We start from the raw sequence: 13,301 nt of genomic DNA, 5'->3' as shown, positions 1-13,301 counted from the left end.
TCTGGTGCCCGCGCTCAAAGCGACGCGAGCGATTCTTTCGCGGCGGACACGGCGTGCTCGGTGGTCATCCCGAACTCGCGGAACAGCGTCTTGTAGTCGGCCGACGCTCCGAAGTGCTCGATCGAAACGCTGCGGCCGTGGTCGCCGACGATCTTGTCCCAGGCGAGCGCAAGGCCGGCCTCGATGGAGACGCGAGCCTTGATCTCGGAGGGGAGCACGTGCTCCTGGTACTCGGCGGACTGCTCGGCGAACCACTCCAGGCTCGGGGCGGACACGACGCGGGCGTTGACGCCCTCGCCGCGGAGTACCTCGCGGGCCTCGAGCGCGATCTGCACCTCGGAGCCGGTCGCGATGAAGATCACGTCCGGCGTGCCGCCGGGCGCCTCGGCCAGGATGTACGCGCCCTTGGCGACGTTCTTCGCCGACGCGAGCGTGTCGCCCTCGGCGTCGCCCTCGCCACGCTCGAACACCGGGATGTTCTGGCGGGTCAGTGCGATTCCGGCCGGTCCCTTCCGGCGCTCCAGGATGGTCTTCCAGGCCCACGCGACCTCGTTGGCGTCACCCGGGCGGACGACCGCGAAGTTCGGGATGGCGCGCAGCGTGGAGAGCTGCTCGATCGGCTGGTGCGTCGGGCCGTCCTCACCGAGGGCGACGGAGTCGTGCGTCCAGACGAAGATCGACGGGATGTCCATGAGCGCCGACAGGCGGAGGGACGGTCGCTGGTAGTCGCTGAAGATCAGGAACGTGCCGCCGAACGGGCGGGTCGGGCCGTGGAGCACGATGCCATTGATGATCGCGGCCATGGCGTGCTCGCGGATGCCGAAGTGCAGAACGCGACCGTAGGGGTTGCCGGTCCACTCGTGGGTCGAGCGCTCGCTCGGCACGAACGACGCAGCGCTCTCGATGGTGGTGTTGTTCGACTCGGCGAGGTCGGCGGAACCGCCCCACAGCTCAGGCATGACGGGGGCGATCGCGTTGAGCACCTTGCCGCTCGCGGCGCGGGTGGAGACGTCCTTGCCCGGCTCGAAGACCGGCAGGGCGCTCTCGATGTCGGGAGCCTCGCCCGAGAGCAGACGGTCGAGCAGCTGCTTGCGCTCGGGGTTCGCCTTGGCCCAGGCGTCGAAGCCCTTCTGCCACTCGGCGTGCTCTTCGGCACCGCGCTCGACGGCCTTGCGGGTGTGCGCGAGGACCTCGTCGGCGACCTCGAAGGTCTGCTCGGGATCGAAGCCGAGCACCTCCTTGACGGCGCGAAGCTCGTCCGCACCGAGGGCGGATCCGTGGATCTTGCCGGTGTTCTGCTTCTTCGGCGACGGCCAGCCGATGATCGTCTTGAGGATGATCAGCGACGGCTTGTCGGTGACCTCCTGGGCGTTCACGATCGCCTGGTGAAGCTCCTGCACGTCCTCTTCATAGACGCCGGTCTTCTTCCAGTCGACGACCTGCACATGCCAGTGGTACGCCTCGTAGCGCGCCTTGACGTCCTCCGTGAAGGCGATGTCGGTGTCGTCCTCGATCGAGATCTGGTTGCTGTCGTAGATCGCGATCAGGTTGCCGAGCTCCTGGTGGCCGGCGAGAGAGGAGGCCTCCGAGCTGACGCCCTCCTCCAGGTCGCCGTCGGACGCGATGACGTACACGTGGTGGTCGAACGGGCTGGCGCCGGGGGCGGTGTCGGGGTCGAACAGCCCGCGCTCGAAACGCTGGGCATATGCAAAACCGACGGCGGAGGAGATGCCCTGACCGAGAGGTCCGGTGGTGATCTCCACGCCGTCGGTGTGTCCGTACTCGGGGTGGCCGGGGGTGAGGGAGCCCCACGTGCGGAGCGCCTTCAGGTCGTCGAGTTCGAGACCGTAGCCGCCCAGATAGAGCTGGATGTACTGGGTCAGCGACGAGTGGCCAGCCGAGAGGACGAACCGGTCGCGTCCGAGCCAGTGCTGGTCGCGCGGGTCGCGGCGCATCACCTTCTGGAAGAGCAGGTACGCGGCGGGGGCGAGGCTCATAGCGGTGCCGGGATGCCCGTTGCCCACCTTCTCCACCGCATCGGCCGCGAGGATGCGAGCCGTGTCTACTGCCTTGTTGTCAATGGGATCCCACTGCAGTGCTGCCACGTGAAAACTGACCCTTCGTAGAAATGGTGAGGGTCGTCTGTGGTAACCCGCACCGGTTGAGGTAGTGCGCGCCGTGGACGTCATCGGCGCCGGGCCCCGACAGGGCTTCGGCTGGCGAGCATTTCAAGTATAGGTAACACGCACGAAACGTGGGGTGTTCCCCCAGATGGTTGTGCTTCAGGCGGACACGGGGTAGCCGCCCGGCCGCGCCTCTACGTGACGTAGACTTCAGCCGGGGCTTTTCGCACCCATCCGCCGACACCACACGAGGAGCAATGGACGTCGCTGTAGAGAGCCGTGTCGAACCGGGCCGCATCGGCTTCGCACGCAAGGCGAGGGCGTACTTCGCCCTCACCAAGCCGCGCGTCGTCGAATTGCTGCTCGTGACCACGGTCCCGACGATGATCCTCGCGGCGAACGGCATCCCCAATCTCTGGCTGGTGCTCGCCACCGTCATCGGCGGCTACATGAGCGCGGGGTCCGCCGGCGCGTTCAACTGCTACATCGACCGCGACATCGACCGGGTGATGCGCCGCACGAAGAATCGTCCGCTCGTGACGGGCGAGCTCTCCGACCGCGAGGCGCTCGTCTTCGCCTGGGCGCTGGGCGTCGCGTCGGTGCTGGTCCTAGGATTCTTCACGAACTGGCTCGCCGCCGCCCTGTCGGTCGCGGCCATCCTGCTGTACGTCGTCTTCTACACACTCATCCTCAAGCGCCGCACCCCGCAGAACATCGTCTGGGGCGGCGTCGCCGGCTGCATGCCGGTGCTGATCGGCTGGGCGGCCGTGACAGGGTCGCTCGACTGGGCTCCGTTCATCCTGTTCGGGATCATCTTCCTCTGGACGCCGCCGCACTACTGGCCGCTGTCGATGAAGTACCGTTCCGACTACCAGGAGGCGGGCGTCCCGATGCTCGCGGTGGTGCGGGGCCGGGCCGTCGTCGGCCTGCAGGTGATCCTGTACGCATGGGCGATGGTCGCCTGCTCGCTGCTGCTGATCCCGGTCGCCCATATGGGTCTGCTCTACATCGCGGTCTCGCTGGTGGCGGGCGGCTGGTTCATCTACGAATCGCACCGCCTCTACAACCTCGCCATCCGGCACGAGGCCGTGTCGCCGATGCGCGTGTTCCACGGCTCGATCGCCTACCTGACGCTGATCTTCCTCGCCGTCGCGATCGACCCGCTGCTCCCGTTCTGATCGTTTTTTCGGCACAAGATGCGTGCCGTGCGGGCCCGGTCGCCCCTAACATGTGCGCATGACGGCACCGTTGCTGACTACGCACCTTGCGACCGCTCGCCTTGTCCTCGATCGACCGACGGACGACGACATCCCGGATGTGCTGGAGGCCTGCCAGGACGCCGAGACGCAGGCCTGGGTGCCGTTGCCGTCCCCCTATACGCGTGAGAGCGCCGAATTCTTCGTCCGGGCGTACTGCCCTCACGGGATCGCCAGCAAGAGATATACCGTCTGGGCGCTGCACCTGCGAGACGGCGGCCGGCTGCTCGGCGCGCTGGAGGTGCGGCGTGACGACCGTGCGGGCTCCGCATCGCTGGGATGCTGGTCGGGGCCCTGGGCGCGCGGCAACGGTTACATGCGCGAAGCGCTCGTGGCCGTATCCCACCACGCCCTCGCCCCGGCAGGACTGGGTTTCGAGCAACTGAACTGGGAGTACGTACCCGGGAACGAGTCGAGCAGACGGCTCGCCGTGGCGGCCGGTTTCGGGTTCGACGAGGGCATCCGCACGATCGTCGAGCTGCACGGCATACAGCGCGAGGCGCGGGTCGGGACGCTACGCCGCGACGACGTCTGAGGCCGCGTCCGCGAGGGGTTCGAATCGCTCGACCGGCGCGGTGAGCGACAGCAGGATCGCGGTCATGCAGGCCGCGAGGAGTGCGGCGAGGGTCATGTGCACACCGACCAGGATGCCCGGCAGGCCGGTGTTCGCCTGGAAGAGACCCACCGCGATCTGCAGCAGCTCGACAGCGAGCAGGTACTGCGTGAAGCGATGCACCGGGGTGGTGGTGCGGTAGCGGAACGACCCGACGACGAGCACGAGCGTCAGCGCGAAGGTGACGTAGGCCGGGATCGCGTGCACGTGCTGAAGGATCTCCGGATTCAGCCCGCTCCGCGGAGTCTTCGCGTCGCCCGCGTGCGGTCCTGCTCCGGTCGTGACGATGCCCACGACGATGGTGACCAGGACGACGACGCTGGTGACCCAGGCCACCGCGGCGAACCATCCCGGAACCGCACGAAAGCGCGGACCGGGGACCGCGTAGACGCGCACCAGGTAGGACGTGGTGATCGCGACCAGCGCGATCGACGTCACGAAGTGCATCCCGACCACCCACCAGGTGAGTCCGGTCAGCACGGTGATACCGCCGAGGATCGCCTGGAAGGGGACGCCGAGCCCAGCGACGAGGGCGAGCCAGAACAGATCGCGACGTGTGCGATACAGCTTGACGACCTGGAGGAAGGCGATGATCGCCAGGATCGCCAGGACGCCGCCGAGCACCCGGTTGCCGAACTCGATTACCCCGTGGATGCCCATCTCGGGCGTGTTGACGAGCGAATCGGCCGTGCACTTCGGCCAGGTGGGGCAGCCGAGGCCGCTGGAGGTGAGGCGGACCGCTCCGCCGGTCGCCACGAGGAGCACTTGCGCGGCCAGGTAGATCCACGCCACGACGCGCGTTCGCCCGTCCACGTGGTCGGGCAGCCAGGCGATGATGCGCTTCATGGTCTCGGTCTTCCTCGGTGCTGAACCGGTGTCGGGATGCGGATACTCGGGCAACGCGCAGCCGCGCCTCTACTTTTACCGCGCCGCACCTGTAGAATTGGTGGGTTCGAAGAACGCGCCATCGTGCGCGTGCCGGCGGCCGGTTTCTCCGTCCGTGGCCGAGGCATTGTGGCCCGTGTCCTCGATCAGTTTAGGTACGCGCGTGTTGGTACATGCTGTGTTCAGGCACAGACTGTTCATACACACACTGCCACTCGTACAACCACGAAGCTCGAAGCGACCGGCACCAGCCGTGCGCAGCTGAGGGGAATGGGCCGGACTGATATCCGGTTACGAGTGGAAGGAAACGAGGTAGATATGTCAGACATCCTGATCGATCGGCCCGAGCTCGCCTCATTGGGGCAGTATGAGTTCGGCTGGGCGGATTCCGATGCCGCAGGCGCGTCCGCGCGTCGTGGTCTCTCGCCCCAGGTGGTGAAAGACATCTCCGGGCTCAAGAACGAGCCCGATTGGATGCTTCAGCGCCGCCTGAAGGCTCTCCAGCTGTTCGAGCGGAAGCCGATGCCGACGTGGGGTGCCGACCTGTCGGAGATCGACTTCGACAACATCAAGTACTTCGTCCGCTCCACCGAGAAGCAGGCGCAGAGCTGGGAAGACCTCCCCGAAGACATTCGCAACACCTACGAGAAGCTGGGCATCCCGGAGGCGGAGCGTCAGCGTCTTGTCGCGGGTGTTGCAGCCCAGTACGAGTCCGAGGTCGTTTACCACCAGATCCGCGAAGACCTCGAGGAGCAGGGCGTCATCTTCCTCGACACCGACACCGCGCTCCGCGAGTACCCCGAGATCTTCCAGGAGTACTTCGGAACGGTGATCCCGGCGGGCGACAACAAGTTCGCGGCGCTGAACACGGCCGTCTGGTCGGGCGGATCGTTCGTGTACGTCCCGAAGGGCGTCCACGTCGAGATCCCGCTGCAGGCCTACTTCCGTATCAACACGGAGAACATGGGCCAGTTCGAGCGGACGCTGATCATCGCCGACGAGGACAGCTACGTCCACTACATCGAGGGCTGCACGGCGCCGATCTACAAGTCCGACTCGCTGCACTCCGCGGTGGTCGAGATCATCGTCAAGAAGAACGCCCGTGTGCGCTACACGACCATCCAGAACTGGTCCAACAACGTCTACAACCTCGTCACCAAGCGGGCGACCGCGGCCGAGGGCGCGACGATGGAGTGGATCGACGGCAACATCGGCTCCAAGGTGACGATGAAGTACCCGTCGATCTACCTGATGGGGGAGCACGCCAAGGGCGAGACCCTGTCCGTCGCCTTCGCGGGCCCCGGCCAGCACCAGGACGCCGGCGCCAAGATGATCCACATGGCGCCGTACACGCAGTCGTCGATCGTCTCCAAGTCGATCGCACGCGGCGGCGGCCGGGCCGGCTACCGCGGCGAGGTGCGGATGGACACGAATGCGCATCACTCGGCGAACACCGTGCGCTGCGACGCGCTGCTGGTCGACACGATCTCCCGCTCCGACACATACCCGGCCATCGACATCCGGGTGGACGACGTCCAGCTCGGGCACGAGGCCACCGTGTCGCGCGTCAGCGAGGAGCAGCTCTTCTACCTGATGTCCCGCGGCATGCCGGAAGACGAGGCGATGGCGATGATCGTCCGCGGCTTCATCGAGCCGATCGCCCGGGAACTCCCGATGGAGTACGCACTCGAACTCAACAAGCTCATCGAGATGGGCATGGAAGGCTCCGTCGGATGACGCAGACCCAGCAGACGCCGACCCCTCAGATTCCGGAGGCCTCGGCGGCTCCTACCCACATGCGCGCGCCCGTCCCGGTGCAGTCCCGTGCCGAACGGTTCACGTCGACCGACGTCTCCGCGTTCCCGGCTGTCACCGGGCGCGAGCCGATGTGGAAGTACACGCCGATCGCGCGCATCCAGGAGCTGATCGCCGGCGACCTCGACGGCTCCCCGTACGTCTACGACGCGACAACGGCCACAGGGTTCTCGACCCTGTGGGTCGGTCGCGGTGACTCGCGAATCGGATCCGCCGGCAAGCCGGAGGACCGCGCATCCGCCAACGCCTGGACGGCGTTCGAGCAGGCGCTCCTGATCAGCATCAGTGCGGACCTCAGCGGTGACCACCGCGAGATCACCCTGACGCGGTCCGGTCTCGGCAGCGCGCCGCGCGCTGCGCACACGATCGTCGAGGTGGCTCCGGGAGCGACCGCGACGCTCATCCTGCAGAACACCGGCGCCGCCCACCTGACCGAGAACGTCGAGTTCCTGCTCGGGAAGGATGCAGACCTCACGGTGGTCTCCCTCCAGGAGTGGGACGACGACGCCCTGCACCTCGCAGCCCACTTCGCCGAGCTGGCAGAGGGCGCTCGCCTCAAGCACGTCGCCGTCACCCTCGGTGGCGGGGTCGTCCGGCTGAACCCGTCGGCGCACCTCGCCGGCGCCCGGTCGGATGCCGAACTTCTCGGCGCCTACTTCGCCGACGCGACGCAGCACCTCGAGCAGCAGGTGTACGTCCACCACGACGGCCCCGAGACCCGCAGCCGCGTCACCTACAAGGGTGCGCTGCAGGGCGCGGGCGCCCGGACGGTGTGGATCGGCGACGTGCTGATCGGACCGGCGGCCGTGGCCACCGACACCTACGAGCAGAACCGCAACCTCGTCCTCACCGACGGCGCGCGCGCCGACTCCGTCCCGAACCTCGAGATCGAGACCGGCGACATCGTCGGCGCGGGTCACGCGAGCGCGACCGGGCGGTTCGACGACGAGCAGCTCTTCTACCTGCAGTCCCGTGGCATCACGGAAGACGAGGCGCGCCGCCTGGTCGTGCGCGGCTTCCTCTCCGAGATCGTCCAGCAGATCGGTTCGCCGGCGCTCCAGGAGCGCCTGCAGGCCAAGATCGAAGACGAGCTCGATTCGACGTCCGTCGCGGCGCCGGCCGCACCCGCCGCCGGGGCCGAGAACTGATGGCGGGTCAGCGCGTCGCCGCAGTCGCGGAACTCGTCGAGAACCAGGCCACGCGCGTGGTGCTCGACGGCGTCCCCATTGCGGTCGTCCGAGACTCCGCGGGCACCGTCCACGCCATCGGCGACACCTGCACGCACGGCGAGATCTCGCTGTCGGAGGGCTTCGTCGAGGACGAGACCCTCGAGTGCTGGGCGCACGGCTCCCAGTTCTCGCTGGTCACCGGCAAGCCCCTCAACCTCCCGGCTTACGAGCCGGTCCCCGTCTTCAGCGTCGAGATCATCGACGGAGACGTCTACATCGACCCCAGCGTTCCGAAAGAGACCAAGTAACCATGTCAGTCCTCGAGATCCGCGACCTCCACGTCACCGTCGAGACGGACCAGGGCACCAAGCCCATCCTGAACGGCGTCGACCTCACCATCAACGAGGGTGAGATCCACGCGATCATGGGCCCCAACGGCTCCGGCAAGTCCACCCTCGCCTACACGATCGCCGGCCACCCGAAGTACACGGTCACCCAGGGCACCATCACGCTCGACGGCGAGGACGTCCTCGCCATGACCGTCGACCAGCGCGCCCGCGCCGGCCTCTTCCTGGCCATGCAGTACCCGGTCGAGATCCCCGGTGTCACCAACACAAACTTCCTCCGCACCGCCAAGACCGCGATCGAGGGACAGGCGCCGTCCATCCGCACCTGGGTCAAGGATGTGCGCGAGTCGATGAACGCGCTGCGGATGGACTCCTCCTTCGCAGAGCGCAACGTCAACGAGGGTTTCTCGGGTGGCGAGAAGAAGCGCAACGAGATTCTCCAGCTCGAACTGCTCAAGCCGAAGTTCGCGGTGCTCGACGAGACCGATTCCGGACTCGACGTGGATGCGCTGAAGGTCGTGTCGGAGGGTGTGAACCGCGCCAAGGCGAACACCGGTCTCGGCATCCTCCTGATCACGCACTACACGCGCATCCTCCGTTACATCAAGCCGGACTTCGTGCACGTCTTCGTCGCCGGCCGGGTGGCGGAGCAGGGCGGTCCCGAGCTCGCCGACCGCCTGGAGGAAGAGGGCTACGACCGTTACGTCGACGCCCCCGAGCCCGCCTCGGCATCCGCCGCCGAACTGGCCGAGGCCTGAGAGGTAGAATCGGACTATGCCCGCCACGCTGAGCCCCGCGCTCTTCGACCAGGTCGAGGAGGCGCTGAAAGACGTCATGGATCCCGAACTCGGGATCAACGTCGTCGACCTCGGTCTCATCTACGATCTGGCCTGGGACGACGAGAACAACGCGCTCATCATCTCGATGACGCTGACCAGCGCCGGCTGCCCGCTCACGGACGTGCTCGAAGAGCAGACCGCCGAGAGCCTGGACGGCATCGTCGAAGCGTTCCGCATCAACTGGGTGTGGATGCCGCCGTGGGGTCCCGAGCGGATCACCGACGACGGCCGCGACATGATGCGCGCCCTCGGCTTCGCCATCTGACTTACTTTTACCCCAGCCATCCCTTCCTCGGTTGATCCGCGCTCGCTTGGTGTGTCGCCGGATTAATCGAGGAGGGGATGGCTTCTGAACGAACGGATTCACAGTGCTTGCCGTGCACGGCCTTGAACTGCGCGTAGGCGCGCGCCTCCTGATGGAGGACGTGAGCTTCCGCGTCGCCGACGGCGACAAGATCGGACTGGTCGGGCGCAACGGCGCGGGCAAGACCACCCTGACGAAGGTGCTCGCCGGCGACCTCCTGCCGAATGCGGGCACCGTCGACCGCTCGGGTGAGCTCGGCTATCTGCCGCAGGACCCACGGTCCGGAAACCTCGACGACCTGGCGCGCACGCGCATCCTCGACGCCCGGGGACTCGGCTCGATCGTGCTCGGGATGCAGCAGGCGACGCACGACATGGCGAGTACGGACACCGCTGTGTCCGAGGCGGCGATGAAGACGTACGGCCGGCTGGAGGAGCGCTTCCACCTGCTCGGCGGGTACGCGGCGGAGGCGGAGGCGGCATCGATCGCGTCCAACCTGAACCTGCCCGATCGCATCCTCGACCAGCCGCTGAAGACCCTCTCGGGCGGCCAGCGCCGTCGCATCGAGTTGGCGCGCATCCTGTTCTCCGATGCCCGCACGATGATCCTCGACGAGCCGACCAACCACCTCGACGCGGACTCGGTGATCTGGCTGCGCGACTTCCTCAAGAACTACACCGGCGGCTTCATCGTCATCTCGCACGATGTCCAACTCGTCGGGGAGACGGTCAACCGGGTTTTCTACCTGGACGCGAACCGCCAGTCCATCGACATCTACAACATGGGCTGGAAGCATTACCTGCGCCAGCGCGCCGCCGACGAGGAACGCCGCAAGAAGGAGCGCGCGAACGCCGAGAAGAAGGCGGGTGCGCTCCAGCTGCAGGCGGCCCGGTTCGGCGCCAAGGCGAGCAAGGCGGCGGCCGCACACCAGATGGTGGCGCGTGCCGAGAAGCTGCTCGCCGGGCTGGACGACGTGCGCCAGGTCGACCGCGTGGCGAAGCTGCGCTTCCCGACCCCGGCCGCGTGCGGCCGCACGCCGCTGCAGGCGAGCGACCTCTCGAAGAGCTACGGCTCACTGGAGATCTTCACGGCTGTCGACCTCGCGATCGACCGCGGCTCGAAGGTGGTCGTGCTCGGGCTGAACGGCGCAGGCAAGACCACGTTGCTCCGGATGCTCGCCGGCGTCGACCGACCCGACACCGGGCAGGTGGAGCCGGGCCACGGCCTTCGTATCGGGTACTACGCGCAGGAGCACGAGACCATCGACGTCGAGCGCAGCGTGCTGCAGAACATGGTGTCGTCGTCGCCGTCGCTGACTGAGATGGAAGCGCGCAAGGTGCTCGGCTCCTTCCTCTTCATCGGTGATGACGCGCACAAACCGGCGGGAGTCCTGTCTGGTGGCGAGAAGACGCGACTCGCGCTGGCGATGATCGTCGTCTCGGGCGCCAACGTCCTCCTGCTCGACGAACCCACAAACAACCTCGACCCGGCGAGCCGAGAAGAGATCCTGGATGCGCTCGCGCACTACGAAGGCGCCGTCGTGCTGGTCAGCCACGACGAGGGCGCGGTCGAGGCGCTCAATCCCGAGCGCGTCCTCATCCTCCCCGACGGCGTCGAGGACCACTGGAACCCCGACTACCTCGACCTCATCTCCCTGGCCTGACACCCACCGTCGAGTCCGCGAAGACTGACGGATCACCTGCGTGAAACGTGCAGTCTTCGCGGACTCGGTGGTGAGGTGTCAGCTCCAGAAGGGGGCGAGGCGCGGCGCCAGGGATGGAGCCTGGGCGTAGCCGGCGCGGGCGGCGGCGGGCCGGAGCGACGGGTTCATTGCGTTCGGACCGAACAGGTGCTCGGCGTCGGCATCGGGGAAGACCGTCTCAACACGGCTTCCGCCTGCCCGGAGCGCATCGACCTGTGCGGCCAGGTGTGTGCCCCATCCTTCTGGTGCCAATGACCTGCCGCCGAAGGGGGCCAGCACGACCACACGGGCGTAGCCCCCGGCGAGGTCGGCGTTCTCGGCGCTCGATCGGAACCCGCCGTCGAGGTACCGTGCATCCCCGATCCGGTAGGGCAGGCCACTGGAGCAGCTCGCGGCGATGGCGTCCGCGAGCTTCACCCCGCTGTTGCGGTCGAACAGGACCGGCTCGGTGGTCCGGGCGTCGACGGCGGTGATGACAATCCGCTGGTCCGGCCACTCCTGACGGGACAGCCGCGCGGCCACGGTGGCGGCCCACTGGGCCGACCAGGATCCGTCGGATTCTGCATCCAACTCGAGCGCGGACGCGCACAGCCGACGCCGGTAGTCATCGGCATCCGCCGACGAAGCGACCAGGGCGACGAGACGGTCGAGGCCGCTCACCACCGGTCGGGCTGGCGCCGGTCGGCCGACGGATGCGACGGGTGCGCTCTGCCGCGGGGTGGGAGCGGTGAGCGCCGCGCCGTACAGGTCGGCCACGTCGTCGCCGGCGATCTGCGCTGCCGCCGTCGAACCGGCCGACGTTCCGATCGTGAGGTCGGCTGTCGTCAGGTCGACCCCGGCGTCAGAGAGACCGGCGATGACACCGATGAGCCACGCGTTGCCGGTCGAACCGCCGCCGCCGAGGACGAGCGCCCGATCCCGCGTCGCGGGGACGGAAAAGGGCAGGGGAGAAGAAGATGTTGTGTTCATGGGAGTCGCCTTTCGTGCGATGCCGTCTCGGCGCTCCCGGTGGCGACTACCTCAGCCGCGCGATCGTGGACTGCAGGGAGCGCCCACTGATGATGCTGCGTACATGGGTCTCACCTCCTGACGGTCGAACACGATCGGCAGAACACTAGCACGCGTGCTGCGCGGGGCGCGCACTCGCGGTCAGCGGGTGGCGTCGAGCAGTTCGTCCTCGACGTCGGAGTCGGTCCGTTTGGCTCGCCGGCGACGGTCTCGTTCGGCGGCCCGCGCCTGCTCGGCAGGGTCGTGGGAGTTGAGCTTGCGGTACTCGGTGATCAGCGCGTATCCGAGACCGAAGAAGCCGATCAGCGCGAAAATGATCCACTGAATCATGTACGACCAGTGCAGCCCCTCGTCCTGCGACGGGGGAGACGTGACGGTGGGAGTCGGGGCGGTCGCCGGCGCCGGGTCTTCGGTGTCGAGCAGCCCGTAGGCGCCCGTGTACACGTCGGCGCCGTCCAGCTTCTGCTTGACGACCGAGAGTTGGATGGTTCCCACCTGGTCGCCGGTCGCCGAGCGTCCCGCAATGGCGGGCTCGCTGCCCTTGAGTCGTGCGACCACGGTCACGGTGCCCGCCGGGGCAGCAGGCACGTGATCGGGTGCGTCCGTGGTGTTGCCGGTGGGGACCCATCCCCGGTCGATGATGAAGAGCGAGCCGTCGGCTGTGCGCAGTGGCGTCAATACCTCGAACCCGGGGTTCCCGTTGAACGGGCGGTTGCGGGCCATCAACTGCTGGTCGCGCTCGTACGTGCCGGTGACCGTCACGCGCGTCCACTCCTGTTTCGGCGAGTACGAGCCGAGCGTCGGCAGTTCGTCGGCCAGGGCGACCGGCTGGGAGTCGAAGTTCTGCGTCACCAGAGCGTTCGCCGCGGCCGCCTCTTTACTGCGGGCCAGCTGCCAGTTGGAGAGGAACGCGCAGGCGATCGCGAACACGATCGCGAAGGCGAGGTAGCCGAGCCAGCGGCGCGAGAAGGCGAACCGCCAGCCGGCGGTCTTCGAGTCGGTCACGCGATCGTCCTCGCGTCGTTCGGCTCGGCATCCGGCTCGGCAGTCGACACCACACGGAGCGGGAAGTCGCGCGCCGCCAGGAATTCGCGGAGGAACTCCTCGTGCTCGTCACAGGCCAGCCAGACCTTCACTCGGTCCTCCGAGTGGATGCGCGGGTTGCGCCACTCGATCCGCCACGATGCCGTCTCCCGGCAGCCCGCGCGCGAGCAGGTCAGCGGCGCCGGCTCGCCCATCC

General features: G+C 67.5%; 13 protein-coding genes. 8 read left to right on the top strand and 5 right to left on the bottom strand.

All coding sequences use genetic code 11. From position 1 onward, the window contains the following. Positions 1-14 precede the first annotated feature (14 nt). Positions 15-2,105, bottom strand: coding sequence for a transketolase (gene tkt / locus AB4Y74_RS08840; protein ID WP_441798725.1), 2,091 nt, complete (start codon positions 2,103-2,105; stop codon positions 15-17). Between the two features lie 275 nt (positions 2,106-2,380). Between tkt and AB4Y74_RS08835 the strand changes: the two genes are divergently transcribed. Both AB4Y74_RS08835 and AB4Y74_RS08830 read left to right on the top strand, forming a co-directional pair. Beyond that, complete coding sequence (locus AB4Y74_RS08835) at positions 2,381-3,301, top strand: heme o synthase (RefSeq protein ID WP_441798724.1); 921 nt, start codon at positions 2,381-2,383, stop codon at positions 3,299-3,301. 58 nt (positions 3,302-3,359) lie between these two features. Further along, positions 3,360-3,914 (top strand): GNAT family N-acetyltransferase, encoded by a 555-nt coding sequence (locus AB4Y74_RS08830; RefSeq protein WP_441798723.1) that lies wholly within the window; start codon positions 3,360-3,362, stop codon positions 3,912-3,914. Here AB4Y74_RS08830 and AB4Y74_RS08825 read toward each other — a convergent pair. Continuing rightward, positions 3,894-4,838, bottom strand: a complete 945-nt coding sequence (locus AB4Y74_RS08825; RefSeq protein WP_441798722.1) for a COX15/CtaA family protein — start codon at positions 4,836-4,838, stop codon at positions 3,894-3,896. The two genes, AB4Y74_RS08830 and AB4Y74_RS08825, sit on opposite strands and share 21 nt — an antisense overlap. Positions 4,839-5,195: 357 nt before the next feature. Between AB4Y74_RS08825 and sufB the strand changes: the two genes are divergently transcribed. The 6 genes from sufB to AB4Y74_RS08795 all read left to right on the top strand — a co-directional run bounded on the left by sufB (position 5,196) and on the right by AB4Y74_RS08795 (position 11,014). Then, positions 5,196-6,614, top strand: a complete 1,419-nt coding sequence (gene sufB / locus AB4Y74_RS08820) for a Fe-S cluster assembly protein SufB (RefSeq protein ID WP_441798721.1) — start codon at positions 5,196-5,198, stop codon at positions 6,612-6,614. Further along, positions 6,611-7,840, top strand: a complete 1,230-nt coding sequence (gene sufD, locus AB4Y74_RS08815) for a Fe-S cluster assembly protein SufD (RefSeq protein WP_441798720.1) — start codon at positions 6,611-6,613, stop codon at positions 7,838-7,840. Before sufB ends, sufD begins: the two co-directional genes overlap by 4 nt. Then, a complete protein-coding gene (locus tag AB4Y74_RS08810) occupies positions 7,840-8,169 on the top strand; it encodes a non-heme iron oxygenase ferredoxin subunit (protein WP_441798719.1) in 330 nt (109 codons plus the stop codon). Before sufD ends, AB4Y74_RS08810 begins: the two co-directional genes overlap by 1 nt. 2 nt (positions 8,170-8,171) lie before the next feature. Continuing rightward, entirely contained in the window at positions 8,172-8,966 is a 795-nt protein-coding gene (gene sufC, locus AB4Y74_RS08805; protein ID WP_441798718.1) for a Fe-S cluster assembly ATPase SufC, read from the top strand. Positions 8,967-8,982: 16 nt separating this feature from the next. Further along, a complete protein-coding gene (locus AB4Y74_RS08800; RefSeq protein ID WP_374010495.1) occupies positions 8,983-9,312 on the top strand; it encodes a metal-sulfur cluster assembly factor in 330 nt (109 codons plus the stop codon). A 103-nt stretch (positions 9,313-9,415) separates the two neighbouring features. Further along, on the top strand, positions 9,416-11,014 hold the full coding sequence (locus AB4Y74_RS08795; RefSeq protein ID WP_441798717.1) for an ABC-F family ATP-binding cassette domain-containing protein: 1,599 nt from the start codon (positions 9,416-9,418) through the stop codon (positions 11,012-11,014). A 78-nt stretch (positions 11,015-11,092) separates the two neighbouring features. On the opposite strand, the gene AB4Y74_RS08790 is transcribed toward AB4Y74_RS08795, so the two are convergent. The 3 genes from AB4Y74_RS08790 to AB4Y74_RS08780 all read right to left on the bottom strand — a co-directional run bounded on the left by AB4Y74_RS08790 (position 11,093) and on the right by AB4Y74_RS08780 (position 13,299). Continuing rightward, complete coding sequence (locus tag AB4Y74_RS08790; protein WP_441798716.1) at positions 11,093-12,022, bottom strand: patatin-like phospholipase family protein; 930 nt, start codon at positions 12,020-12,022, stop codon at positions 11,093-11,095. 180 nt (positions 12,023-12,202) lie between these two features. Further along, positions 12,203-13,066 carry an SURF1 family cytochrome oxidase biogenesis protein gene (locus tag AB4Y74_RS08785; protein ID WP_441798715.1) on the bottom strand — a complete coding sequence of 288 codons (864 nt, stop codon included), beginning with the start codon at positions 13,064-13,066 and terminating at the stop codon, positions 12,203-12,205. Then, a complete protein-coding gene (locus tag AB4Y74_RS08780; RefSeq protein ID WP_441798714.1) occupies positions 13,063-13,299 on the bottom strand; it encodes a hypothetical protein in 237 nt (78 codons plus the stop codon). Before AB4Y74_RS08780 ends, AB4Y74_RS08785 begins: the two co-directional genes overlap by 4 nt. Positions 13,300-13,301: the final 2 nt, after the last annotated feature.

This window comes from Leifsonia sp. RAF41, assembly GCF_052114085.1.
Lineage (GTDB): Bacteria > Actinomycetota > Actinomycetes > Actinomycetales > Microbacteriaceae > Leifsonia.
This window is presented reverse-complemented; position numbering and strand designations above follow the sequence as displayed.

What these genes read in the sequence shown, in the direction of transcription:
- AB4Y74_RS08835 (WP_441798724.1), top strand. Translation starts at nt 2,381, where the DNA reads ATGGACGTCGCTGTAGAGAGCCGTGTCGAACCGGGCCGCATCGGCTTC.
- AB4Y74_RS08830 (WP_441798723.1), top strand. Translation starts at nt 3,360, where the DNA reads ATGACGGCACCGTTGCTGACTACGCACCTTGCGACCGCTCGCCTTGTC.
- AB4Y74_RS08825 (WP_441798722.1), bottom strand. Translation starts at nt 4,838, where the DNA reads ATGAAGCGCATCATCGCCTGGCTGCCCGACCACGTGGACGGGCGAACG.
- sufB (WP_441798721.1), top strand. Translation starts at nt 5,196, where the DNA reads ATGTCAGACATCCTGATCGATCGGCCCGAGCTCGCCTCATTGGGGCAG.
- sufD (WP_441798720.1), top strand. Translation starts at nt 6,611, where the DNA reads ATGACGCAGACCCAGCAGACGCCGACCCCTCAGATTCCGGAGGCCTCG.
- AB4Y74_RS08810 (WP_441798719.1), top strand. Translation starts at nt 7,840, where the DNA reads ATGGCGGGTCAGCGCGTCGCCGCAGTCGCGGAACTCGTCGAGAACCAG.
- sufC (WP_441798718.1), top strand. Translation starts at nt 8,172, where the DNA reads ATGTCAGTCCTCGAGATCCGCGACCTCCACGTCACCGTCGAGACGGAC.
- AB4Y74_RS08800 (WP_374010495.1), top strand. Translation starts at nt 8,983, where the DNA reads ATGCCCGCCACGCTGAGCCCCGCGCTCTTCGACCAGGTCGAGGAGGCG.
- AB4Y74_RS08790 (WP_441798716.1), bottom strand. Translation starts at nt 12,022, where the DNA reads ATGAACACAACATCTTCTTCTCCCCTGCCCTTTTCCGTCCCCGCGACG.
- AB4Y74_RS08780 (WP_441798714.1), bottom strand. Translation starts at nt 13,299, where the DNA reads ATGGGCGAGCCGGCGCCGCTGACCTGCTCGCGCGCGGGCTGCCGGGAG.